This is a genomic window from Allomuricauda sp. XS_ASV26 (assembly GCF_041224615.1).
GTDB lineage: Bacteria > Bacteroidota > Bacteroidia > Flavobacteriales > Flavobacteriaceae > Flagellimonas > Flagellimonas alginolytica.
In genome coordinates, this window is record NZ_JBGFGK010000030.1 from 238,068 (window position 1) to 263,167 (window position 25,100).

22 protein-coding genes are annotated in these 25,100 nt (G+C 41.6%); 13 read left to right on the top strand and 9 right to left on the bottom strand.

Annotated elements, in window-relative coordinates; translation table 11 throughout:
• Nucleotides 1-14 precede the first annotated feature (14 nt).
• The 4 genes from AB9K32_RS06230 to dapF all read right to left on the bottom strand — a co-directional run bounded on the left by AB9K32_RS06230 (nt 15) and on the right by dapF (nt 3,155).
• Nucleotides 15-659 (bottom strand): hypothetical protein, encoded by a 645-nt coding sequence (locus AB9K32_RS06230; protein WP_252079947.1) that lies wholly within the window; start codon nt 657-659, stop codon nt 15-17.
• A gap of 159 nt (nt 660-818) precedes the next feature.
• Nucleotides 819-1,862, bottom strand: a complete 1,044-nt coding sequence (gene mltG, locus AB9K32_RS06235) for an endolytic transglycosylase MltG (RefSeq protein ID WP_369884679.1) — start codon at nt 1,860-1,862, stop codon at nt 819-821.
• A complete protein-coding gene (locus AB9K32_RS06240) occupies nt 1,852-2,385 on the bottom strand; it encodes a GNAT family N-acetyltransferase (RefSeq protein WP_369884680.1) in 534 nt (177 codons plus the stop codon). Before AB9K32_RS06240 ends, mltG begins: the two co-directional genes overlap by 11 nt.
• Entirely contained in the window at nt 2,373-3,155 is a 783-nt protein-coding gene (gene dapF, locus AB9K32_RS06245; RefSeq protein WP_369884681.1) for a diaminopimelate epimerase, read from the bottom strand. The genes AB9K32_RS06240 and dapF overlap by 13 nt, the downstream gene beginning before the upstream one ends.
• Nucleotides 3,156-3,289: 134 nt before the next feature.
• Between dapF and AB9K32_RS06250 the strand changes: the two genes are divergently transcribed.
• From AB9K32_RS06250 to AB9K32_RS06290, 9 genes are all read left to right on the top strand, one after another.
• Nucleotides 3,290-4,687: a S1C family serine protease gene (locus AB9K32_RS06250; RefSeq protein WP_369884682.1), complete on the top strand. Its 1,398-nt coding sequence runs from the start codon at nt 3,290-3,292 to the stop codon at nt 4,685-4,687.
• Nucleotides 4,688-4,812: 125 nt separating this feature from the next.
• The gene (locus tag AB9K32_RS06255) at nt 4,813-6,261 is read left to right on the top strand and encodes a glyceraldehyde-3-phosphate dehydrogenase (RefSeq protein ID WP_369884683.1); all 1,449 of its coding nucleotides are present in this window, start codon (nt 4,813-4,815) and stop codon (nt 6,259-6,261) included.
• A gap of 108 nt (nt 6,262-6,369) precedes the next feature.
• Nucleotides 6,370-6,978, top strand: a complete 609-nt coding sequence (locus AB9K32_RS06260) for a tRNA (guanine-N1)-methyltransferase (RefSeq protein ID WP_252079952.1) — start codon at nt 6,370-6,372, stop codon at nt 6,976-6,978.
• 96 nt (nt 6,979-7,074) lie between these two features.
• Nucleotides 7,075-7,749, top strand: coding sequence for a tRNA (guanosine(37)-N1)-methyltransferase TrmD (gene trmD / locus AB9K32_RS06265; RefSeq protein WP_224836672.1), 675 nt, complete (start codon nt 7,075-7,077; stop codon nt 7,747-7,749).
• Between the two features lie 6 nt (nt 7,750-7,755).
• On the top strand, nt 7,756-8,079 hold the full coding sequence (locus AB9K32_RS06270) for a hypothetical protein (RefSeq protein ID WP_369884684.1): 324 nt from the start codon (nt 7,756-7,758) through the stop codon (nt 8,077-8,079).
• 124 nt (nt 8,080-8,203) lie between these two features.
• Nucleotides 8,204-8,554, top strand: coding sequence for a 50S ribosomal protein L19 (gene rplS, locus AB9K32_RS06275; protein ID WP_224836670.1), 351 nt, complete (start codon nt 8,204-8,206; stop codon nt 8,552-8,554).
• A gap of 618 nt (nt 8,555-9,172) precedes the next feature.
• Nucleotides 9,173-11,395 carry an NADP-dependent isocitrate dehydrogenase gene (locus AB9K32_RS06280; RefSeq protein ID WP_369884685.1) on the top strand — a complete coding sequence of 741 codons (2,223 nt, stop codon included), beginning with the start codon at nt 9,173-9,175 and terminating at the stop codon, nt 11,393-11,395.
• 142 nt (nt 11,396-11,537) lie between these two features.
• Complete coding sequence (locus AB9K32_RS06285; protein ID WP_369884686.1) at nt 11,538-13,937, top strand: carboxypeptidase-like regulatory domain-containing protein; 2,400 nt, start codon at nt 11,538-11,540, stop codon at nt 13,935-13,937.
• Nucleotides 13,938-13,941: 4 nt separating this feature from the next.
• Complete coding sequence (locus AB9K32_RS06290) at nt 13,942-14,835, top strand: DUF4249 family protein (protein WP_293294992.1); 894 nt, start codon at nt 13,942-13,944, stop codon at nt 14,833-14,835.
• 4 nt (nt 14,836-14,839) lie between these two features.
• Here the strand turns inward: AB9K32_RS06290 and AB9K32_RS06295 are convergent, their stop codons facing one another.
• Complete coding sequence (locus AB9K32_RS06295) at nt 14,840-16,159, bottom strand: GntP family permease (protein ID WP_369884687.1); 1,320 nt, start codon at nt 16,157-16,159, stop codon at nt 14,840-14,842.
• A gap of 58 nt (nt 16,160-16,217) precedes the next feature.
• On the opposite strand from AB9K32_RS06295, the gene AB9K32_RS06300 reads away from it, so the two are divergent.
• The gene (locus AB9K32_RS06300; RefSeq protein ID WP_224836665.1) at nt 16,218-16,454 is read left to right on the top strand and encodes a DUF6095 family protein; all 237 of its coding nucleotides are present in this window, start codon (nt 16,218-16,220) and stop codon (nt 16,452-16,454) included.
• Here the strand turns inward: AB9K32_RS06300 and AB9K32_RS06305 are convergent.
• A complete protein-coding gene (locus tag AB9K32_RS06305; protein ID WP_369884688.1) occupies nt 16,451-17,140 on the bottom strand; it encodes a DUF4294 domain-containing protein in 690 nt (229 codons plus the stop codon). The genes AB9K32_RS06300 and AB9K32_RS06305 overlap by 4 nt on opposite strands.
• A 132-nt stretch (nt 17,141-17,272) precedes the next feature.
• On the opposite strand from AB9K32_RS06305, the gene AB9K32_RS06310 reads away from it, so the two are divergent.
• A complete protein-coding gene (locus tag AB9K32_RS06310) occupies nt 17,273-18,361 on the top strand; it encodes a M42 family metallopeptidase (RefSeq protein WP_224836663.1) in 1,089 nt (362 codons plus the stop codon).
• An 84-nt stretch (nt 18,362-18,445) separates the two neighbouring features.
• Nucleotides 18,446-18,994 (top strand): NUDIX domain-containing protein, encoded by a 549-nt coding sequence (locus AB9K32_RS06315; protein ID WP_369884689.1) that lies wholly within the window; start codon nt 18,446-18,448, stop codon nt 18,992-18,994.
• On the opposite strand, the gene hisS is transcribed toward AB9K32_RS06315, so the two are convergent.
• Nucleotides 18,991-20,373 carry a histidine--tRNA ligase gene (gene hisS / locus AB9K32_RS06320; RefSeq protein WP_369884690.1) on the bottom strand — a complete coding sequence of 461 codons (1,383 nt, stop codon included), beginning with the start codon at nt 20,371-20,373 and terminating at the stop codon, nt 18,991-18,993. The two genes, AB9K32_RS06315 and hisS, sit on opposite strands and share 4 nt — an antisense overlap.
• Before the next feature lie 212 nt (nt 20,374-20,585).
• Here hisS and AB9K32_RS06325 point away from each other — a divergent pair, with 212 nt between their 5' ends.
• On the top strand, nt 20,586-21,185 hold the full coding sequence (locus tag AB9K32_RS06325; protein ID WP_369884691.1) for a hypothetical protein: 600 nt from the start codon (nt 20,586-20,588) through the stop codon (nt 21,183-21,185).
• Between the two features lie 153 nt (nt 21,186-21,338).
• Here AB9K32_RS06325 and AB9K32_RS06330 read toward each other — a convergent pair whose 3' ends face one another.
• Both AB9K32_RS06330 and AB9K32_RS06335 read right to left on the bottom strand, forming a co-directional pair.
• Entirely contained in the window at nt 21,339-21,812 is a 474-nt protein-coding gene (locus tag AB9K32_RS06330) for a DUF6495 family protein (RefSeq protein WP_224836660.1), read from the bottom strand.
• Between the two features lie 60 nt (nt 21,813-21,872).
• The gene (locus AB9K32_RS06335; protein ID WP_369884692.1) at nt 21,873-25,004 is read right to left on the bottom strand and encodes a TonB-dependent receptor domain-containing protein; all 3,132 of its coding nucleotides are present in this window, start codon (nt 25,002-25,004) and stop codon (nt 21,873-21,875) included.
• Nucleotides 25,005-25,100: the final 96 nt, after the last annotated feature.

Consider the following 25,100-nt stretch of genomic DNA (forward strand, 5'->3'; position numbering starts at 1 on the left):
ATACGCAGTTTCAATTAAACCTTGGCATTTTTTTGTTGCTTGATATTGGAAATATCATAGCCTGCAAATTTCTTCATATAGTAGGAGATGCTACTTCCGTACGCATCGGTTACATCGTTTTGCCCATAAGATCGCAGATATTTTTTTACGTTACCGGCTCCGGCCAAATGTGCCGCAGCCAATATTCCGGATTCGGTAACTTGAATGCCACCGATCGTTTTGCCTTTGAAACGTTTGATATCTCTTCGCAAAATCCATTTGTTACGGGCAATGTTGGCCTCAAAAGCCTTTTCTTGAAGTTCTGGGTTCGACAGAAAATCATCCATATCGTAAACGCCCATCAAATTTAAGGTACTACTACCAAACTGGTACTTACCTAAATAACCCAATGTGTTTACTCTATGATATTTACCCTGGGATTCTTTGAAAGCGAGCGCTTCCTTAAAGCCATTAAAGGCTTTGCCCAAAAAAGGAGGTGTTACCTCGTCCTCTTCTAAAAGTGCAATGGAGCTTTGTGGCGCAAAAATCTCCGAATTGGCCATAACCTTAAGTGAATCAGGAATTTCAACAGTTTCCTTTTTCATTACGGTGTAAGTACCAAAACTTGTCAAAACTACGATCATGGCAAGATGCAGTATAAAACCAATCCATCTTTTCATAATGTTCTCTTTTGTGATCTCGATACATATACGTATCAAAAATCAATTTGGCCGGCAAATATAGGGGGAGATATTTTAACGGGTACCCTAAAGCTCATAAAGATTTCTTAAATGAGGCTTAAAATCCGTTAAAGTGATGAATATCAACGGTAAAGCGCCCTATCTAAGTACCTTTTGTTGATTTAACCAACGGGTGTACTGCACTTTATTTCGGTTGTGCTGCGCCAAAGTTTTGGCAAACATGTGGTACCCAAAGTTGGAAACGTCTGCCACAAAATAGAGATAATCGTGCTTTTCTGGATTCAAAACGGCATCTATCGAGGTAATGTCCGGCATGGTGATAGGTCCCGGTGGAACACCTGCATATTTATAGGTGTTGTATGGAGAATCCATTTCCAGATCACGAAAGAGTACTCTTTTTATAATTGTATCATAGTTACCGGTCTCCTTTTTAATGGCATAGATTACGGTAGGATCGGCCTGGAGCAACATCCCTCTTTTGATTCTGTTGAGGTAAACCCCGGCAACACGAGGTCGCTCATCCACCTTTGCTGTTTCTTTTTGTACAATGGCGGCCAAAGAAGTAACCTCGTTTGGCGTAAGGCCCAAACTTTTGGCCTTTTGTAGTCGGGTATCTGTCCAAAAGCGGTCATATTCTTTTTTCATCCTATCCCTGAAGCCCTCTGCATTTGTATTCCAGAAAAATTCGTAGGTATTGGGAATATACATGGCCAACTTGGTATCTTCATCAAACCCATGCTCTTGCAGAAAACCGGGATCATTGAATGTTTGCAATAACGATAAGCTATCTGCCTCTATTTGCTCAGCGACCCGTCCCGCCAACAAAGCCAACGATTCTTGATTATTAAAGGAAACCTGCACAGGAATATTGGCACTGCGCAAGGTATTGATGATGTCGTTATTGTTCATCCCTTTTTTGAGTGCATATTTTCCTGCTTTTATGTTATTGATATATCCCTTGCGTTTGGCAACAGCCTCAAAAGAAGACATATCTTTCAATAAAGGCTCAACGGAGGTGGCAACATCGGAAAACGAAGCATCCGAAGCAATGTAAACATATGCTTTGCTATTATTGAACTGTGTATTGGGGCTAAAAATGGCGCTATAAATCCGATATGCGATAAAACCACAAATTATCAGTCCAAGTATGGCCGTGGCCCAAAGTACTTTTTTAAGATTCATTGGTGTTGATCTTTTGAAACATTATTTCGTTTTTGAACCCTTTATGGGTCCGTATCCATTCTTTTTTGATGCCTATTTCCTTAAATCCCAACTTTTTGAACAAGTGGATACTAGCGAGATTATCTTCTAAAATATTGGCATATAATTGATGCATATCCAAAACGGAAAATGCATAATCACACAATAGTGATAATGCCTCCGCTCCTACACCCCTGTTTCTATAACTAGGTTCGGCAATAACGATTCCGATTCCCGCCCTCCGATTTTTGGGATCAAAATCAAAAAGATCTATCAATCCGATACATGGATCATTTTGATCGCCAATGCAAAGCCTCAGCTGTTTAACATCGTAAATATCCCTGTGGGCATTGTCCAGATAGGATTGAAGCACCTTCTTGGAATACGGTTTTAAGGTACCGCTCACCTCCCAGACCGATGTATCGTTTTCCAATTTGTACAGAAAATCCAAGTCGGCAGGCTCTAGCGCGCGCAAATAAATATGTTCTCCTTTTATATTGAGCATGTAATGGTTCCTTTAAATACCTGTTCGGCAGGTCCTTCTAAAAAAATGTTGGTGTATTTACCGTTATGCTTTTCAAAATAAATGGTAAGATCACCTCCAATGGTCTCAATATGTATTTGTTTAGCGGCAGTCTTACCTAGTTCGAACATGGTTAGGGCCGCTGCTGTTACCCCGGTTCCACAGGAATATGTTTCGTCTTCTACGCCACGTTCATAGGTTCTTACCCGAAAAGCATCTTCCGCTTTTTGTTCCACAAAATTGATATTGCTACCCGACTCGCCATAAATACCATATCGAAGTTTCTTTCCCTCTTTGGGCACATCAAATTTTTCCAGTTCGTCAACAAGCTGCACATGGTGCGGGGAACCCGTATCCAAAAAGCTGTGGTTGGGCTTTTGATGGATTTTGTCCACATCGATCATTTTTAGCTTCACCTGTTTTCCGCTTATAGTTGCGAAATGCAGTCCATCCACTGCGTTGAACGTGGTCTCTTTTTTAAATATGCCCAGATAATGTGCAAAAGCTACCAAACATCGTCCTCCATTGCCACACATACTGCCCTCTTTCCCGTCGGCATTAAAATAAACCATTTTAAAATCCGACATATTGTCATTCTCAAGCAGCATCAAGCCATCTCCACCTATGCCAAATCTTCTATCACAAAGTTTTGAAATCAGCTTGGTATCGTTTTTGGGGAAAATATGTTGACGATTATCGATAATTACAAAATCGTTTCCCGTTCCTTGGTATTTAAAAAAGTGCAGTTCCATGATTATCTACAAAGGAACAAATATAGGGGATTCTTTAAGGTTTTTTTTGTAGTTAAAACAGCGTTAAACCAACTTGATCAAAAATTGAATTATTTTAATTTTGACAAAGCTAAATGTTAAATAATTATTGAATTATGAAGAAAATAGCGAGTTTACTCTTGGTTTCCGTATTTGCAGGAGCAATTACCCTGGGAGCCTACAAATTATTTTTTGAGAAGGAAAGCTATAAATGGGTCACTTCTGAACAAGAGACTCCATTTTTGTCCACTAGCAATCTAGATACTTCGGCAAGAGGTGCCGGAATCAATAAGGTCGACTTTACCTTGGCTGCCGAAAAAACAGTGCATTCCGTGGTACACGTTAAAAACATGACCATTAGTAGAGGCCCTTCCAGTATTGCGGAATTCTTTTATGGTTACGAACGTCAGCAAACCCCACAGGTGGGAACAGGATCAGGGGTAATTATTTCCCCGGACGGTTATATAGTGACCAACAATCACGTAATTGCCAATTCCAGTCAATTGGAAGTTACCTTGAACAATAACAAAACATATGAAGCTGAAGTAATCGGGACGGATGCAGATTCGGATATCGCCCTTATAAAAATTGATACGGACGATGCGCTTCCTTATTTGGCCTTTGGTGATTCCGACCATACCAAAATCGGGGAGTGGGTGCTGGCAGTAGGCAACCCGTTTAACCTTACCTCAACCGTCACAGCGGGTATTGTTAGTGCAAAAGCCCGGTCTTTATCACCTACCAGAACACAATCCTTTATCCAGACCGATGCTGCCGTAAATCCTGGAAACAGTGGTGGTGCGTTGGTAAACACCAACGGGGACCTGATCGGAATCAATACTGCTATTACCTCTCAAACAGGTTCTTATGTTGGATATGCCTTTGCAGTACCGAGCAATATCGCCAAAAAAGTAGTGGAAGATATAATGGAGTTTGGCAATGTGCAGAAAGGACTTTTGGGCATATCGGCGGCAAATACCAAGTCCAAGGCCGCAATCGAAATGGGACTAGATCAATTGGAAGGAGTATATGTTGCCGGGGTCGAAGAAGAATCCGGTGCTGACGATGCAGGTTTGCTGGAAGGCGACATTATTAAAAAAGTGGATAATATAGATATTCAAAAATTCTCGGAACTTACGGGGTACCTCTCCGCAAAAAGACCCGGTGATGTAGTTAGGGTAACGTTAGAGCGCGACGGCGAAAGTCTTGTAAAAAATGTTACCTTAAAAAAACAGAACAGTGTTATCCTTCCCGCAACTTCGTTCAAGGTAATGAACTTGACAAAAGAGGATAAAAAGAAATTTGGCGTATCCAAAGGCGTAAAAATAATCGATGTCCCACAAGGTTATGCCCGATACGACCTTACCAATAAAATAATCATTGAACTGGATGGTGAGCCTATCAGCAACATAGAAGATGCCAAAGAAAAATTTGGTCAGATATCCAGATACGGTAGAACCAGTTTTACCATGATCAATGCAAATGGAGAAAAAGAACACATGATACTTCAGTAAACTGAGGGTCACACTTTTAAAGCGTCTTTAAAAAGACGCTTTTTTTATGTCCAATAAGTTTTACGAAAACGTTTGAAATATCTAATTTTGCCGAAAATTAAACTACACAACTGTAACCATCATCCATGAGCAACAACAATTCGTACGAAAAAGAGCTTGCGTTCCAAGCGGATAGAAGAAAGGCAACCACGGAATTTATTAAAATCATTAGCGATTTATGGTACGACAAGGCCATAGAAGTCGTACTCTTTAAAAATCAGATAATCGATAAAAATGTGAGCGACATCATCAACCTGCACGATTATGCCGGTGAATTTGTCCAAAAGCCGATGTCGATCTTTGATTCAGTAGAAATTCTTAGGGCAATCAACGACCTCAATCTGCCTCCAGCCAAATTGGATATTGGAAAACTAACGTACGAATACAACAATAACCAAAACGCCCATTTGAACGTAAAGGCCTTTGTGATAGATAAACTAAAGGATGCGGAATCTTCCAAGGCCATAAAACCTAAAGATGTTGTACTCTATGGATTCGGCCGCATTGGACGCCTAGTAGCCAGGGAACTTATGGCCAAAACAGGACGTGGCAGTCAGCTGCGCTTGCGTGCCATTGTGGTTCGTGGAGAATTGAACAAGGAAATCTTGGAAAAAAGGGCTGCACTTTTAAAAACGGATTCCGTTCACGGGCCATTTACCGGAACGGTGGACATTGACGAGGAAAAGCAAGCCTTGGTGATCAATGGCACAACAGTAAGGATCATCAGTGCCAATCAGCCGGAAGATATAGATTATACCAAATATGGCATTACCAACGCCCTGATCATCGACAACACAGGGGCCTTTAGGGACAATGTTGCCCTTTCCAGGCATTTAAAATCCAAAGGGGCAAGCAAAGTATTGCTGACCGCTCCTGGTAAGGAAGTACCTAATATTGTTCATGGCGTAAACCATAAGGATTTTAATCCGGACAAAACCAAGATTTATTCCGCAGCGTCTTGCACGACCAACGCCATTACCCCAATTTTAAAAGTGGTGGAGGACTCTTTGGGCATTAAGAAGGGACATCTGGAAACCATACATGCCTATACCAACGACCAAAATCTGGTGGACAATATGCACAAAAAATACCGTCGTGGCCGTGCCGCCGCCCTAAACATGGTGATCACGGAAACCGGTGCCGGCTCAGCCGTGGCCAAGGCGTTGCCCTCCTTGCAAGGCAAGCTAACGTCCAACGCCATTAGAGTTCCCGTACCCAATGGATCATTGGCCATTCTAAATTTGGAAGTAAAAAACAAGACTTCCAAAGAGGGTATAGACACCATCATAAAAAAATATGCTTTGGAAGGAGACTTGGTAGAGCAAATAAAATACGCCCTGAGCAACGAACTCGTATCTTCGGATATAATTGGCACCACTGCTCCATCCATTTATGACAGTAATGCCACAATTGTTTCGGCAGATGGTAAAAATGTGGTTCTATATATTTGGTATGACAATGAGTACGGGTATTCCCATCAAGTAATACGATTGGCAAAATATATCGCAAAAGTTAGGCGTTATACCTACTATTAGTGGATGACGAATTGTTCAAAGAACCGGTTTTCTTTTTCATAATTAGGTATATTGGCGTAATTTCGTCCCGCCCTTAATCTAAAATTTAATACGAGAACATTATTGAACATGAAGCAATTACGCATTTTATTCAGCCTATTTTTACTTATTCCATCATTTTTGGTCCATGCGCAGGAAGAAGAACCTCCTGTCCAAGAAGCCGACAACACCCTGAGAGGGCAGTTTGAAGAACTGGAAAGAAAGTCTGGAAATTATCGGGCCAATGGGATCCGCTATGAAGTAATCAAGCTATCCGAGCTGTACGAAACCAAAAACAATATTTTTGACTCCATTGATACGGCCAATAAAACCATAAAGGACCTGTCCGCCACTATAGATGCGAACAAGTCCGAAATCGAAGATCTAAACGAGAAATTACAGGATACCACAAACAAGCTGAACAACGTTACCGAAGAAAAGGACAGTATCTCCTTTTTTGGGGCACTGATCAGCAAAGGCACCTATAATTTTATTTTATGGGCCATTATTTTTGGTCTTTTACTGCTATTGCTCTTTTTCATTTATCGATTCAGAAATAGTAATTTCCTTACGCAGCAAGCCAAATCCGCACTGGCCGATTTGGAAGAAGAGTACCAAAACCATAGGCGTCGCGCACTGGAACGTGAACAGAAAATTAGCCGGCAACTACAGGATGAGCTCAATAAGCAAAAAAAGTAAACCATAAGGCTCCCTAAAATAGGAGCCTTTCTTTTTTATGCCCGTTAGGATAGCTTTCATTACTTTTGGCAGGAATAAACATTCATACAAAAGTCCATGCGGATAGACATTATCACAGTTCTTCCAGAGCTTTTAAAAAGTCCTTTCGAAGCATCTATTTTAAAAAGGGCCATCGAAAAAGGACTGGTAGAAGTACACATGCATAATTTAAGGGATTATACCACGGGCAATTATAAGCAAGTGGACGATTACCAATTTGGTGGTGGTGCAGGCATGGTGATGATGATCGAGCCTATCGACAAATGCATCTCAAAACTAAAATCCGAAAGAGAGTACGACGAGATCATTTATATGACACCGGATGGCCAAACCTTGAACCAGGGAATGGCCAACCAGATATCCCTTAAAAAAAACTTGATCATACTCTGCGGACATTATAAAGGAGTGGACCAACGGGTAAGGGATTTGTTTGTAACAAAGGAAATCTCAGTGGGCGACTACGTGCTCTCCGGAGGTGAATTGGGCGCTGCCATTTTGTGCGATGCGGTGATTAGACTGCTGCCCGGTGTACTTAACGATGAAACTTCGGCGTTAACCGATACTTTTCAGGATAACTTATTGGCTCCCCCGGTCTATACCAGACCTGCAGAATACAAGGGCATGGAGGTTCCAAAGATATTGCTGAGCGGTAACTTTCCAAAGATTGAAAAATGGCGGGAAGAACAAGCATTGCAGCGCACCCGCGAAAGAAGACCTGACCTTTTGGAATAAGATACTATGGAAAATTACGATGCATATTTTATGGCCGGAGGTGCTCTCCAAATATTGGGAAAACTAATTCTTGTGTTGGCGAGCGGCATTCTTTTCACCAAGCAAAGAAACCTGGGCACTACACTTATGCTTCTGGGCAGCCTGCTTTCCATTGTATTTTCCCTCGGCACTCTTCTCCTTACCACATTCTCGGCCCAAGCAGGACCCGAATCGGTTATCAAAGCCAATGCGCTGGGTAGTTTGTTGACACCCCTCCCCTACATTCTCTTTGCGATTGGTTTGTTCTGGTTCTCCCTAAAGCAGGTGAAGAAACATCCCAAAAATCAATAACAGGTTCAAAAAGCAAAAAACCACTTGCTATTTCTAAATATTGCATTACTTTTGCAATCTCAAAATCAACCTCTGACGAAATCCGTGAAAGTTGGTCTTGTCCAAAACAATTAAAAAGACAAAAATGGAATCCTTAGTAAAATTTGTTGAAGACGAATTTGTTCCAAAAAAAGAATTTCCAAAATTTTCAGCTGGTGATACCATCACTGTTTATTACGAAATCAAGGAAGGTGAAAAAACACGTACTCAGTTCTTTAAAGGTGTTGTGATCCAACGAAGAGGAAGTGGCGCAACAGAAACTTTTACCATTCGTAAAATGTCCGGTACCGTTGGTGTGGAAAGAATTTTCCCAGTGAACATGCCTGCTTTGCAAAGAATTGAAGTAAACAAAAAAGGTAAAGTACGTAGATCAAGAATCTTCTACTTTAGAGGTCTTACCGGTAAAAAGGCCCGTATTAAAGAGATCAAGGGATAATCCATATTCCGTACAACATGAAAAAGCACCTGTTACAGGTGCTTTTTTTATGAACAATTGTTAATAACCACGGTTCATATCGTGTTGATTTTTAATCGTTTAAAAAGTTGCGCGATACAAATTTTCCCTCTACTTTAGACAAAGATATGATTGGGATACCATCACAATGATATCTATTTAAAGTTGACGTTCTTTAAAACTATGTATTCCCTTTTAATTGGTAACACTACTGATCACAAAAGGATTTTCGATTGGAGGAAAGCTTAGGCAATTCTTCAACGGAAAAAGTAAATTTTATGTGCGAATGAAAGAGCAATTTTTCATTTTGATAAAATTTAGGAATGCCATAGTATCACTTTGCAGCATGTAGTTAATTGAAAAATTAGAAGCATGGCAGAGTAAACGTCGAGGGGACTTAAAATGTAATCTAATAGATTATGGTTTTGGCAACAAAACAAGTTTTAGTCCTATCTGAAAGCCATATCCTTCTTTAAAAAGAGGATATGGCTTTTGTTTTTAATAAATTCACAACAAAACCACCTACTTTTTACTCTTTTCCATTCGTTCTTCACCGTCCATAAATCGTATATTTGCAACCGCTCAAACAAATTCAGATAAATGGCAAAACTATATTACACAAAAACAGATGAGGCTCCCGCCTTAGCAACATTATCATTCTTGCCCATTGTTAAATCATTTACCGAGACCGCCAATATCGCAGTAGAGACCAAGGACATCTCCTTGGCCGGTAGAATTGCCGCTGTGTTCCCCGAACTATTGACCGACGACCAAAAAGTTACGGACGACCTGGCAATCCTTGGCGAACTCGCAAAAACACCAGAAGCCAATATCATTAAGCTTCCGAATATCAGCGCCTCCATCCCTCAGTTAAAAGAGGCCATTGAGGAACTACAAGCAAAGGGATACAAACTTCCCGATTACCCGGACGAACCAAAGACCGACGAAGAAAAGGTAATCAAAGCAAAATACGACAAAGTAAAAGGTAGTGCGGTAAATCCAGTGCTTCGAGAAGGGAACTCGGACAGACGTGCTCCAAAAGCCGTTAAAAACTACGCAAAGGCTCATCCTCACACCATGGGCAAATGGTCTTCAGACTCCAAGACCCATGTGGCCACCATGTCTCACGGCGATTTTAAATCCAACGAAAAATCAATGACCTTGTCACATGCTGACAATATCCGCATTGAGTTGGTCGGCAACGATGGAGAGACCACCGTACTTAAAAACAATCTTTCGCTTTTACAAGGCGAGGTTATCGATGCCACGGTAATGAGCAAAAAAGCATTGGTAGAATTCCTAACAAGGGAAATCGCCGATGCCAGAGCGAACAATATATTATTATCCTTGCACTTTAAGGCAACAATGATGAAGGTTTCCGACCCGATTATATTTGGCCATGCCTTGGAAGTATATTTCGCGGAACTGTTCAAAAATTATGGGGAGACCTTCGATAAATTAGGGATAAACCCGAACAACGGTCTAGAATCCCTGTTGGATAAAATCGGAGAGTTGCCCGAAGCGCAGCATAAAGAAATTGAAAAAGCAATCAAGGACAGTATCGATAACGGTCCTGACCTGGCCATGGTAAATTCCGATAAGGGAATCACCAATCTACATGTACCGAGCGATGTAATCATTGATGCCTCCATGCCTGCAATGATCAGAAACTCCGGTAAAATGTGGGACAAAAATGGAGAACTTCAGGATACAAAAGCTATAATTCCAGATAGCAGCTATTCCGGTATTTACCAAGCAACCATCGACTTTTGTAAAGAGCACGGTGCATTCGACCCGACCACTATGGGTACGGTGCCCAATGTTGGGTTAATGGCGCAAAAGGCCGAAGAGTACGGATCACACGATAAAACTTTCGAAATAGAGAAAGCAGGTACGGTAAAAGTGATCAATGCCGCTGGCGATACATTAATAGAACATGCCGTGGAAAAAGGTGATATCTGGAGAATGTGCCAAGTTAAAGATGCACCCGTTCAGGATTGGGTCAAATTGGCCGTTTCTCGTGCAAGGGCCACTGACACCCCTGCGGTATTCTGGCTGGATGAAAACAGAGCACACGATGCCGAACTCATTAAAAAAGTAAATCTATATCTAAAGGATCACAATACCGATGGTCTGGATATCCGAATCCTTTCCCCTATCGAGGCTACTAAGTTTACCTTAAAACGCATGAAGGACGGAAAAGACACCATTTCCGTATCAGGTAACGTATTGAGGGATTACTTGACTGACCTGTTTCCAATTTTAGAGGTAGGAACCAGCGCCAAAATGCTCTCCATTGTTCCATTGATGAATGGTGGAGGACTGTTCGAAACAGGAGCAGGTGGCTCAGCCCCTAAACACGTAGAACAGTTCTTGGAAGAAGGACACTTAAGATGGGACTCCCTTGGTGAATTTTTGGCCTTGGCCGTTTCCTTGGAGTTTTTTGGGGAAAAGAACAACAACAAAAAAGCCCAAGTTCTTGCCGACGCTCTCGACAAGGCAACGGAAGAGTTCTTGAACCAGGACAAATCACCATCCAGAAAAGTTAACGAACTGGACACGCGCGGTAGCCATTTTTACCTATCGCTATATTGGGCCGGGCAATTGTCCCAACAAAACGATGATACAGAGCTTAAAGAAATTTTCTCGAAAGCGTACAAGGACCTATCTTCCAATGAAAGTACCATTGCAAAAGAATTGATAGATGCTCAAGGATCACCCGTGGATATTGGAGGGTATTACCTGCCAAATCCGGAATTGGCATCCAAAGCAATGCGACCTAGTGATACATTCAACAGGATTTTGAACTCCATTGGGCAATAAAAGCAACATATAAACATACAAAAGGGTGATCTGATCAGGATCACCCTTTTATATTTAAGGCAGGATATGTTAAAAAAACCAAGTTCACCATTTTCATTTTTCTTCTTTTGTGGAAATGTGTACTTTTAAAAAAACCAATCGAATGCCCAGACATTTACTTGCACTATTGCTCGCCCTGTTTGGGCATTTTTTTGTGCTCCAGGCCCAACAGCGCTACACACTGAGCGGTACAATTTCCGAAGCTACCAGTAACGAGACCCTGATCGGAGTAACCGTGGCCATTTCCGAGCTCAAAACCGGTACGACCACAAACGAATATGGTTTTTATTCCATTACCCTGCCCAAAGGGCAGTACCAGGTAATCGTTAGTTATCTAGGTTTTCAAGAAGTAATAGAGACCATAAATCTCGACCAAAATCGAAAGCAGGACTTTAACCTTTTTGAAAAAGCCGAAGAATTAGAGGAAGTTGTGGTCACGGAAGATGTAGAACGACTGGATATCCGTAAACCACAAATGAGCGTGACCACTTTGACCGCAAAGACCATAAAGCAAGTGCCCGTGGTACTTGGCGAGGCAGATGTTATAAAATCCTTGGTGTTGTTGCCCGGGGTCACAAATGCCGGTGAAGCCTCTTCCGGATTTAATGTACGCGGTGGGGCCGCCGACCAAAATCTGATTTTATTGGATGAGGCGACCGTTTTTAACTCTTCCCACCTTTTCGGGTTCTTCTCCGTTTTTAATCCGGATGCCATTAAGGATGTCAAGCTTTTTAAAGGAGGAATTCCCGCTAGGTATGGTGGTAGGGTCTCATCCGTACTCGATATTTTTCAGAAAGAGGGTAATAGTAAAGATTTAAAAGTAAACGGAGGTATCGGTGCGGTAGCCAGTCGATTGCTCGTGGAAGGACCCATCCAAAAAGATAGAGCAGCCTTTTTAATTGGCGGTAGAGCTTCGTACGCCCATTTGTTCTTGCCCTTGTTCGACATCAACAGCAAGGCATACTTTTATGATCTGAACGCAAAAATCAATCACAGAATAAATGAAAACAACAACATATTCCTATCCGGGTACTTTGGCCGCGACCTTTTTAATGTAAACGAGCGATTTGTTAATGTCTATGGGAATGCCGTCGGAAATTTACGCTGGAACCATTTGTTCTCCGACAAACTGTTCTCCAATCTTTCTTTGATCTATTCCGATTATTATTATGGTTTAGAGCTTGATTTTGTGGGGTTTGAATGGGATTCGGGCATTCGTAACTTTAACATTAAATATGACCTCAAACACTACTTGAACGACAAGTTTCAATTAAATTATGGTGTGAACGGTATTTACTATGTGTTCAATCCCGGAAAAATTGTACCCAACAGTCCCGACTCAGGCATTCTGGAAGAACAGTTGACCAAAAAATATGCAAATGAAAATGCTGTATATATCGACGTAGAACAAAAAATAACAAACAACCTAAGTATACAATATGGGCTAAGGGCCAGCCAATTCAATCGTTTTGGACAAGATGAATTTTACGTATACGAGAACAACAACCCAGTTGAATTTGACCCTTTTACCCTTACTTACCGTGAAGGGGAGGCAATAGATACGATTAGTCCCGGGCGAGGAGAAACCCTCAAGACCTTTTTTAATCTGGAGCCCAGAATTTCCATGTCCTATTCGTTCAAGGAAAAAAACTCCATTAAAGCAAGTTACACCCGATTGGCCCAGTATCTGCACTTGTTATCCAATACCAACTCCCCTACGCCCTTGGATGTTTGGACACCAAGTGGCCCTTTTGTAAAGCCGCAATTGCTAGATCAATACGCCGTGGGATATTTTAGAAATATAAAAAATGGTGAATACAGTTTGGAGACCGAGGCCTTTTATAAGGACATCCAAAACAGGATAGATTATATAGATGGAGCCAACCTTATTGCGAACAAGGCTATAGAAAGGGTAATACTGAACGGAGAGGCAAGGGCATACGGATTGGAGGTCCTGTTCCGAAAAAATGAAGGACGGTTCAAGGGTTGGCTGGCCTATACACTCTCCAAATCGGAACAAAGAACCCCTGGCAGGGAGCTAGGGTTCGATTCTGGACGTTCCAATCTGGAGACCGGAATCAATTTTGGGGATTGGTACAATACTCCGTATGACAAAACCCACGACCTTTCCCTTTACGGAAGCTTTGACCTAAACGAAAAATGGAATATCAATGCCAATTTTGTTTATCAAACAGGGCAACCTACCAACTATCCCATTGGTCAGTTCGAGTTTGAAGGTGTAAATGTTCCCTATTACGGTTTGCGCAATAAAGAACGGTTACCGGATTATCATCGATTGGATATTTCCGCCACCCTAACACCCAAACGAAACAGCCGCAAGAAAATACAATCCGAATGGGTATTTAGTATTTATAATGCCTACAGCCGTAAAAATGCGGCATCCATCAATTTTAGGGAAAATGAGGATACTGGGCGTAACGAAGCCGTTCGTACCGCTATTTTTGGCATAGTTCCGTCCGTAACCTATAATTTTAAATTCTAGTGATATGAAAAGGATTATAACATACATTTTTATCACTTTAATTATTGGCGCTTGCGAAGACCCCATCGATGTGGATCTACCCGAAGTGGAAGCACGACTGGTAGTTGATGGACTTTTACGTGTTGACAAAAGTGAAGAATTTGTGGACGTAAGGATCACCATGCGCGAAACCAGTCAGTTTTTTGATGAGAACCAACCCACACAAGTGGAAAATGCAGTGATAAGCTATGGGGTTCTAACAGACGAAGGATTGTTTGAAACGCTATCTTTTTGCAACCTGACCGAGGAAGCACCGGGTACAGGAGTATATGTTCCAGACCCAAATTTTACAACAGATCAGCGAATTAGGACTGCCTCGGCAGAGCCAGGTGTTGTGTTTATCCTACAGCTTACACACAAGGACAGGAAGTACTTTGCGCAGACGGAATATGCACATACGGTGCCCATAGACAATTTGGAACAGGGTATGGACACATTTATAGATGAAGATGAAACCGAAATAAAGGTAACATTTACCGATGATGGTACTAAGGACAATTACTATGTGTTCGATTTTATGTACAATGAGTTTTTGGTGATCGAAGATGAATTCTTCCAAGGTCAACAATTTGAATTCTCCTATTTCTACGATGATGAAATTTCTGCCGGCGACGAGGTAACCGTTAGTATTCTAGGCTCTACAGAGGAATTCTACAACTACATGGATTTGGTTCTTGAGCAGACCCAGAACGATGGTGGGTTTTTTCAAACTCCGGTGGCAACCGTTCGCGGCAATGTGTTCGATATTACCGGACTGGACAATATTACTATTTTGGATAATGTGGAACGGCCCAACGACTATGCGCTGGGTTTCTTTGCCGTGGCACAGGAATATACTTCGAGCCTTATTGTCCAATAGCATTTTAGAGCAGTACATAGAGGATCAAAATCATTAAAATACCGATTACACCTTGGATGAGTGTACCCAAAGTATGTCCTCTCAGAGCTGTTTTTACGTTCATATTGGAAAATTGAGAAACCACCCAAAAATAGCTGTCGTTTATATGCGAAACTGTCATGGCCCCAGCGCCTATGGCCAAAACTGCGAGTGCTTTTTCCGTTATGGAAATCAAACCAAAGGTTTCCAATAAAGGTGCTATAATTGCGGATGTGGTAATTATGGCAACAGTGGACGAGCCCTGGGCTGTTTTGAGAACCGCTGCAATCACAAAAGCTATCAGCAGACCACCAATACCGCTACTGGACTCCAAATTTATTATAGAAGCAATGTCCATAGTCCTTAAAATGGCTCCAAATGCACCGCCGGCACCAGTAATCAGCACTATGGACCCTGCTTGCCTAAACGCTTCGGGAACCCAATCTTTTTTTTGTTCTGACGAAAATTTACTGCCCAGCGCAAAGGCAAAAATTACCCCGACCAACAATGCAATTACGGGACTCCCTATAAAATCAAAAGTAAAAAACACCCACCCTTCCCCCAACGGTCTTGTTGGGTAGTTCACAATTGAATTCATAGCGATCAAAACAATAGGCACCAATAAAGGCAGGAAAGCTCTATATGGTTTTATAGTAGCGCCAAGCTCGCTTTTTTCCACCACTTGCTCCTTATGCTCCTCCTCGTTCAAAGTTTTTCCTATAAACCGCGCCCAAACGTAACCAGAGATAGAAACAGGGACCGCAACCAAAAGCCCTAGAATTAAAACTGTACCTAAATCAGCATCTAAAATGGCGGCAGCGGCCAACGGTCCTGGTGTTGGCGGCACAAATACGTGCGCCGAATACAATCCGGTCGCCAACGCAATGGCAAATACCAAAGCAGGGATACCGGTTTTTTTACTTATGGCCCTGTTCAAAGATGAAAGTATTATGTATCCCGAATCACAATAAACAGGAATGGATATTACGAATCCCGCCAAATTAATGGCCAAAGGAGACCTTTTAAGCCCGATTACCTTTAAAATACTATTGGCCAAAATCTGGGTACTTCCGGTTTTTTCCAAATAAATCCCTATTACGGTTCCAAAAGCGATCACCAAACCTATGCCCGAAAGTGTTTTCCCGAAACCTTCCGCCATGGTCGACATTATTTCTTGAGGTGCGATCCCCAACAAAAAACCAGAGGCCACCGCAGCAATGGTCAAAGAGAAAATTGGGTGCATTTTAAATTTTACGGTGGCAATAATGATAAAAAGGACGACAACTCCGAGAATTAGTAGCTCCATGCTTAATTTATTGGTTCGATATCCTTTAAATATAAGCTAATATTCCTACTTTGGTCCCATGAGGCATACGAACAAGGAACTTCTGGTAAAAGGAATAAAATCGTTTGGTTACACAGTGCTGGCCATGTTCATGGGACCTGTTTTAATTTATCAGGCCTTTAAGAATGAAGGACATCCATTCTACTGGCCCGTTTTAATTTTAGGTGCCCTCTTTGCCATTTTGGCTATTTATTTGGGATTTAGATCGGTAGGCATTGTAATGGAAGCCATATTTGGAAAAAAGCCCAAAGATTAATTCTCTGCACTTGGTGGTGTGTTTTTCCATTTATTGGTCAATTGGGCATAATCGTAATCCAAAACTGATTTTTGTCGCTCCAATCGACTGGCAGCAAAAGCCCTTTGCAAAATATCCTCGATTAAATAATCCTCGTGGACAATTTCTGGCCTAAACTCTTCCTTTAAACTGATTTTGAACAAACTTGCTGTGGTATTGTACCAAAAGGCCCGCCAACCGTTACGCAGTTCTTTAACCAAATCAAAGGCTGTTGTCCCGGTTTGACGGTGTATCAACTTTACTAGAATTTGACCTTCGGTCCGGGTCAACTTTTTTAATTCTTCGGAAAATTCCCCTTCTATATATTTTTGGACCTTTCGGGTATAACGTCTTTGGTGTTTCCGTTTTTTGATGTGCTGTAGGCTATCGTTCAACTCCACCAATCGTTCAGCGGCCAATTTAGCGTATGGATACACTTTTAAGGTTTTTCTTCGAAGAATGTAATATCTGAGTTTATCCTTTTGGTCGGCGAATTCCAGTTTACCAAAAATATAAACTTCGTCCAAGGCAATTGAACTCATTAAAATAGAGTCCCCTTCAAATCGGACATAGTAGTCATCAAAAGCATCATTTACCGTGGAATCCAACGGTACCATAAGGGAATCCTTTGCAGGCTCCTGAGCAAACCCAAGAGCCGTAATTGCCATAAAAACAAAAAGTAAGCAGTTACGCAGCATAAGATTTTTTACTCAATAGTCTTGCCAAAAGTAAGGATAAAGGTATGATATGGTTATTAAATAAAAGTGAATATTCTTATTTTTGTAGACTAAATCATATTCATGGCAAAGAAGAATATCATCAACGAAAAATCCCTCGAATTTCTAGAAAAATATTTAAACAACGCCTCTCCCACCGGATACGAATGGGAAGGTCAAAAAATCTGGATGGATTACTTAAAACCTTATGTGGACGAGTTTATTACGGACACTTACGGCACTGCCGTTGGGGTAATCAATCCAGATGCCAAATATAGAGTGGTTATAGAAGGACACTCTGATGAAATTTCTTGGTACGTTAATTATATTACTGAAGAAGGTTTGCTCTACGTTATCCGAAATGGAGGAAGCGACCACCAAATTGCACCATCGAAATGGGTGAACATCCACACTAAAAATGGTATTGTAAAAGGTGTTTTTGGATGGCCTGCCATCCACACCAGGAACAAAGCCAAGGAGGAACCTCCAAAATTAGACAACATTTTTATCGATATAGGTGCCAAGAACAAGGAGGAAGTGGAAAAAATGGGCGTTCATGTTGGTTGCGTGATCACTTACCCGGACCAATTCCATATATTGAACAAGGACAAGTTTGTTTGTAGGGCCTTGGACAACCGTATGGGCGGATTTATGATTGCCGAAGTGGCCCGTTTGCTCAAAGAGAACAAAAAAGAACTTCCTTTTGGATTGTACATTACCAATTCGGTACAAGAGGAAATTGGACTACGTGGTGCAGAAATGATTACACAGACCATAAAACCCAATGTTGCGATCGTTACAGATGTTTGCCACGACACCACTACCCCAATGATCAATAAAAAGACGGAAGGAGAAACAAAGATCGGCGACGGTCCGGTGGTTTCGTATGCTCCAGCGGTACAGAATAAACTTCGTGAGCGTATTTTGGAAACTGCAGAAGCCCATAAAATACCCTTCCAGCGAAATGCCTCTTCCCGCTTTACGGGTACGGATACCGATGCCTTTGCCTACAGCAATGGCGGTGTTGCCTCTGCCTTGATCTCACTTCCGTTGCGCTATATGCACACTACAGTGGAAACGGTACATAAGGACGATGTGGAAAACGTAATCCGCTTGATCTACGAAACATTGTTGAATATAAAAGATGGGGAAACTTTTAGTTATTTTGATTAACTGAACCCCATCCATATTTTCAGCTAATAAAATTCTGTCACCCTGAAACATTTTCGGGGTGACTTTTTTTTATCTTTAGGTAATATGGATGAGCGCATCGACATTTTGGACGAACATGGAAAACCGACGGGGAAATCCTGTTTAAAATCGGAAGCCCATCAAAAAGGGCTTTTGCATCCTACCGTCCATGTTTGGTTATACACTATAGATGGTCGTATTTTGATACAGCAACGGGGGAAAAACAAGGCCACCCATCCTTTACTTTGGGATGTTTCGGTCGCAGGGCATGTTTCCGCTGGCGAGAATGTTGTTGCTGCGGCCATAAGGGAAGTTAGGGAAGAAATAGGCCTGACTATAAACGAAACTGACCTGAAATCCCTGGGAACTTTTAAAGCTGTACATAAAATTTCCGAGGATTTTATCGATGCCGAGCTGCATCACATTTACTTGTGCCAACTCAAATCACCACTGGACCAACTTGTTAAACAAAAAAACGAAGTAGAAAATTTGGCCCTGACACCCCTGTTCAAGTTTGCCGAAGAAACTTGGGGACTGGCCTCCGTGGGTAAATATGTCCCACACGGACCTACCTATTACAAAACCATTGTACAAGAAATAAAAAAAAGAGTCTAGTTTATAATATCCTTGGCAAACTTCGCCACAGCATCAATAGCATAAGCTTTGTGCCCGCCGCTCTTCATTTCTTTAACCACAAAAGCATTCGTGTTCAATTCTTCTTCACCCAAAAGAATTACATATGGCACTCCTCTTTTATCTGCGTATTTAAATTGTTTCTGTACTTTGGTATCCGTAGGGTACAAATCCGCTCGTACACCATTTCTACGTAGATCCGCCACCAATTGTAGAGCAGCTTGCGCTTCTTTTTTACCAAAGTTGAGGCACAGTACATCCAAAGATGTGTCCAGACTGTCCGGAAACAAGCCCAACTCCTCCATAACCAAATAAATACGGTCCAATCCGAAAGAAATACCAACGCCGCTCACATCTTTTAGTCCAAAAATACCGGTAAGGTCATCGTAACGGCCGCCACCGCCAATGGAACCCATTTTTACCCCTTCCGGCGCTGCAACTTCGAAAATGGCGCCTGTATAATAATTGAGACCACGGGCAAGGGTTACGTCCAACTTAAGCTTGGCCGATTGCAATCCCAAAAGGTCCACCGTTGCAATAATTTCTTCCAGTTCTGACACACCGAGCATACCAATTTCGGAATCAGCAAGAATGGCCTTTAGCTTTTCCAGTTGCTCGGCAGCAGTCCCCGACATATCGAACAAAGGCTGTGCTTTGGCAATAGCAGCTTCGGAAATGCCTTTCTGCAACATCTCCGCCTTTACCTTCTCCTCGCCTATTTTGTCCAATTTATCCAATGCCACCGTAAAGTCGACCAACAAATGTTTGGCCCCAATGACCTCTGCGATTCCGGATAAAATTTTTCTGTTGTTTATTTTGATGGTAGCTCCCTCTAATCCCAAATCCGTAAAAACGGCATCGTAAAGTTGAACAAACTCTACTTCCTGAAGCAGGGAATTGGCCCCAACCACATCGGCATCGCACTGGTAAAACTCACGAAAACGCCCTTTTTGTGGTCGGTCCGCACGCCACACAGGCTGGATTTGATAACGCTTGAAAGGGAAATCTATCTCGTTCTGGTGCATTACCACATACCGGGCAAACGGCACCGTAAGATCGTAGCGGAGTGCTTTTTCCGAGATTTTCGGCGTCAAGGTTGCTGAATTCTTGGAGCTGTAGGTAACATCATCCACTTTGGAGATAAAATCGCCAGAATTCAAGATTTTAAATATCAAACGGTCCCCTTCATCCCCATATTTGCCCAAGAGCGTATCCGAATTCTCAAAAGACGGCGTCTCGATAGGTTGAAAACCATAGGTTTCGAAATGCTTTTTAATGGTATGGATAATATAGTTGCGTTTGGCCACTTCTGCCGGTGAAAAATCTCTAGTTCCCTTTGGGATGGATGGTTTTTTTGCCATGTGGTATTAAATTCTCGTGCAAATATACGGTGTTAAAAAATTTATTCTTCATTGGAGAATTAGACAAAACTTCAAATTTAAAATCCTTTTCCAAAAACTATATGAATTGAAAATAAGCATCCATCAAATCAAACCACTCATCTATCAATTGACAGATGTAAAATGAGAGTATTTGTTTTCTCTTTGAACCTTTAACTGTTAAACCATACAACATGAAAACTTCAAAAATTTTATTTTTCAGCTGCTTAATTGTCAGCACTTTATTATTTTCTTGCTCTGGCGAAGATGGAGAACAAGGAATTCAAGGTGAAGATGGCGAACAAGGGATCCAAGGTGAAATAGGACCTCAGGGGGAACAAGGACCTCAGGGGGAACAAGGAGAAAATGGCAATGCCAATGTAACCAAGCTAGAGTTCGATATTACACAAGCTGATGGCGGGGCAATCAGTATTGAAGTTCCTGAATTTACTACCGAGGCATTACAAAACCATGTTTTGTTAGTTTATTTAGAAGTTTCCGAGTTAGAGAAGAGTTCTTTTTACCATTTACCAGGCACAATTATAGGTCTGGATATTAGGCTAGAATACCTGTATGCCGAAGGTCTATTTGGATTGATTGCATATAATATAGATGGAACTCCTACCGCTTTTCCAGAATGGGCAGAAAATATATCCGCTATCTTGCACATTGCAATGGTTGAGATCAACTCGGATTCTATGGCCGGTAAAAATTCCGCAACCAATAATTTAAAAAGTGCCGGAATAGATGTTGCCAATTACCACGAAGTAATGGAATTTTATGGATTGGAATAAGTTTTGATTAAACAGCAAACTATGCAACCGAAAACAAAGGGCGGCCAAAATTGGCCGCCCTTTGTTACTATATTATATCCCATTCTGGGTTGTTAAAACCAATTCTTATATATAGTTAGGTTTGATCTTTAATAATTAAGTTCCGCTTCGCAATCAATGTTCCATGATCTGCTCGAACCATTGGTACAGTTCTCCTTTAGTGATTACTGCCCCTTGCTTGATGAGTTCAAATTTATCGACATTCTTATCCTCGCCATAAGCTTTGGAAGCTGACAGGTATTCCACAAAGTCGGATTGGTAATTTCTTTTGAACCAACCAAAACCTACCTCGGTCCGAAGGTCGATTTCGGGATTAAGAATCTTCACAGAAAATAACTTCATTTCCTTATCCGTCAAGTGAAATAAATGCATGTGCCTTTCGGAAATGTTCTCCAAATACTCCACCTTGTTCAGAACACCTTCCCATATTAAATCGCTGAAAACATCAATCTCTTCTTCGGCCACATCAGGTTTTTCTTCTTTTATGGTCTTCCACTCATCTGCTGTAATGGATTGTGTTGCCAAAAAGTTGATAAATTCCGGGTGCAGTTCTTCCAGTTGTTCCTTAGAAAGTCTTTTATATTTCATGCTGCAAAAATAAAAAAGGCTACGCAATAGCGCAGCCTTTACACTGTATTTCTGCAATAGTTAGTTAAATATATAGCGAACTCCAAATTGAGCCTGCCATCTGGACAACAAGCTTGTATCCGAGCTAAAGGTATCAGTAAAGTTCGTATCAAAAGTATATGTCGGAACATTGTTCTCGTCAACAGTAACTCCCAAAACCTGTTGATTTTGCGGAATTTCAACAATTCCCCAGTCAGAGCTGATCAAGTTTCCAATATTAAGAACATCAACACTTAATTGAATGGTATTTTTGTCGGTAATCTTAATATCTTGGAGAATTTTCATGTCCCATCTACCTCTCCAAGGAGCCAACGCTCCATATCTTTCGGCATATTCCCCTCGATTATCGCTTAAATAATCATCTTGTTGAATAAATTGTTCAAAGGCTTGGGCCTGATCGGCACTGGCAAAGTTCATTTGTCCAATTTCCGATGCAGTGGGTATATATAGAAGATCGTTTATGGCCGAACCATCGTTGTTGATATCTCCTCCATAAATATAGTTGAACCTTCCTCCTTGCGCGTACTCATAAAACGCGGAAATGGTGGTCCCTGTTTTAAAGGCCTTTGAAATAACACCAACGAATCTATGGGTATCGCCATACCTCGAGTAGGACAATACATCATCATTGGTATTACCGGAAATTGCATTGGCCACAAAAGCATCTCCTGTTATTTCCGCTTCAATGGAATTAACATCCTTTGAATTTAGGTAACTATAGGCCAAACTCGTGTACAAGCCATTATCAAAAGTTTTCTGTGCCTTGAGGACTGCGTTCCAAATTCTACCTTTATTGGAATTGGAGAATACATAAGCATTGTTGATCAAATCACTGTCGGCGTAAACTGGCCTGGTATCCACTCCTTGCAATGTTTCAGATGGTTCGGTCAAGCCCCAGTTTTGTACGTGCGGGCCGTTTACATCTTTGGAATATGAAAGGTCGGCAGTAAGAATCAATCCACTGTCGAATCTATAATCTGCACCCAAGCTAGTTCTCCATACTTGTGGCCATTTAAAATCCGGGGCTACTACTTGATAAAAGAAAACATTTGGATTTGCTATTTGATTGCCCAACCAAACAAAAGGGAAACGTCCTGTAAACACACCTGTTCCTCCTCTTAACTGAAGGGTATTGTCCCCATTTACATCCCAATTAAATCCTAGGCGAGGCGATACCAACCACTGATCAGTGGGCATTTTAGTGGAGTCAAAAAATACGGTCTCCCCATTATTAGGGTTAACATAGGGAATATCGGGAACATAGGCAGGGGCAACTTTGATCACATCCTGAGCTTTTCTAGAAGAATCGAAATAAAGAGGACGATCAAAACGCACTCCATAAGTCAATTTAAAATTCTCCGTGGCATTCCATTCATCCTGCAAATAAAAAGCCAATTGCCCCACATTGGTTTCGGCCAGAGCCCATCCATTAAGGTTTCCCTCTCCATTTGCTTCCAAAGAATTGTTCGCTGCTATGGCTGCATTAAATGCATCTTGATAGAAAGCTACGAGATCGGCTTCGTTGGACGGATCTCTAAAATCTGCTATGGAACCCGTTGGAAAAAAGACACCTTGAGCACCATAGGCGCCTAAATTAAATGAGTTATCGAACTCGAACCGTTCAAAGGAAAATCCGATTGTAAAGGTATGATCCCCTTCAAAAAAGTTGAGGTTGTTGGTAAGCTGAAACACCTTTTGATCCAAACGATTATTAATGGAAAAAGGTTCATGACCTGCAATGATATAGTTAGAACTCCCATTTTCATCCAATAGTGTGATGGTTGGTGCCGGTGTGGATTTTGGATTTCGGAAATCATCAAAATGGGTGTATCCCACCTGTAATTTATTGATTGCTTGATCGGATAATGTAGAATTTAACTCCAATTGAACCGAACGAATTTTATTATTGATTTCATAACCAGCATTTTCAAATTGCAATGTGGTTAGATTTGGCCCTCTGAACCCCAAAGCGGTCGGGTGTGCGGGCTTTTCTTTGGAGGCGTTCAAGAAGTTGTAGATAATTGCCAATCTATTGTTTTCGTTTATGTTCCAATCCAACTTGAATATGCCTTTGGTCGATTCTTGATCAAAATTAAACCCTTCAAAACTTCCTGGATCGTAGAACTGCCCGTCTCCAATGGTTACCTGGCTTAAAATATTGGAAACCAATTCAAAATCCGAGGCCAACACTCGAGATTCATTTATTCCTCCTGTACCTCTGTTTGGTACAAAACCTGCACTTCCCAAATCCGTCCTATCGTCTTTTTCAAAGTTGGCAAAGAAGAATAACTTGTTTTTTACAATGGGGCCACCTATGCTGATTCCGTATTGAGACTGGCTTAGGTCTGCCTTGAACACATCATCGCCCTTTACTTTACCTCCGGTAAGGTCCTCGTTACGGTAGAAACCATAAACGGTTCCATAGAACTCATTTGTACCACTTTTGGTGACGGCATTTACGGAGGCTCCCGTAAATCCGGATTGGGTAACATCATACGGAGCAATGCTTACTTGGATTTGGTCAATGGCATCGATGGAAATCGGATTGGCGTCCGTTTGCCCTCCCGGTTGCGCAGCATCCAGTCCAAAGGGGTTATTAAATATGGCCCCATCCAGTGAAAAGTTATTGAATTGATCATTTCTTCCTCCAAACGAACCGGCGCTGGCAGTGGGCTCCAATCGGGTAAAATCGTTTGTCGACCTTGAAATTGTAGGCAAACGGGTCAGCTCCCTTCGTCCTACACTGGTTTCGGCACCTGTCCGGTCACTACCAAAGGTACCTCCCCTATCCGATACCACCACCACTTCTTCCAATTGTTGACTATCGGATACCAAATTGACATTAAGGTTGAATGTTTTACCGAGCGATAAAAAAACGTCGTTTTGCGTCTCTGCTTTAAATCCGACATAAGAAATGGAAACCTCATAAGGTCCTCCTACTCTTAAATTAAGGAGGTTAAAGCGTCCTTCCTCGTTGGTTATGGCACCATAACGTGTGCCGGTCGGTGTGTGCACGGCCACCACATTTGCACCCAATAAGGGCACACCCTGATCATCCGAAACTGTTCCTCGAATATTGGATGTGGTAACCTGTGAAAAAGCAGAAGTGGATACCAATAAAAAAAGCAGTCCAAAGAGTTGAATTTTATTCATAACGAGTTAGTTATTAGTTTGTTCGATTACAAACATAGATAAAAAAAGTGCTGGCCGACCATAACTCTTTATGATTTATTAACGAAAATTTAAACA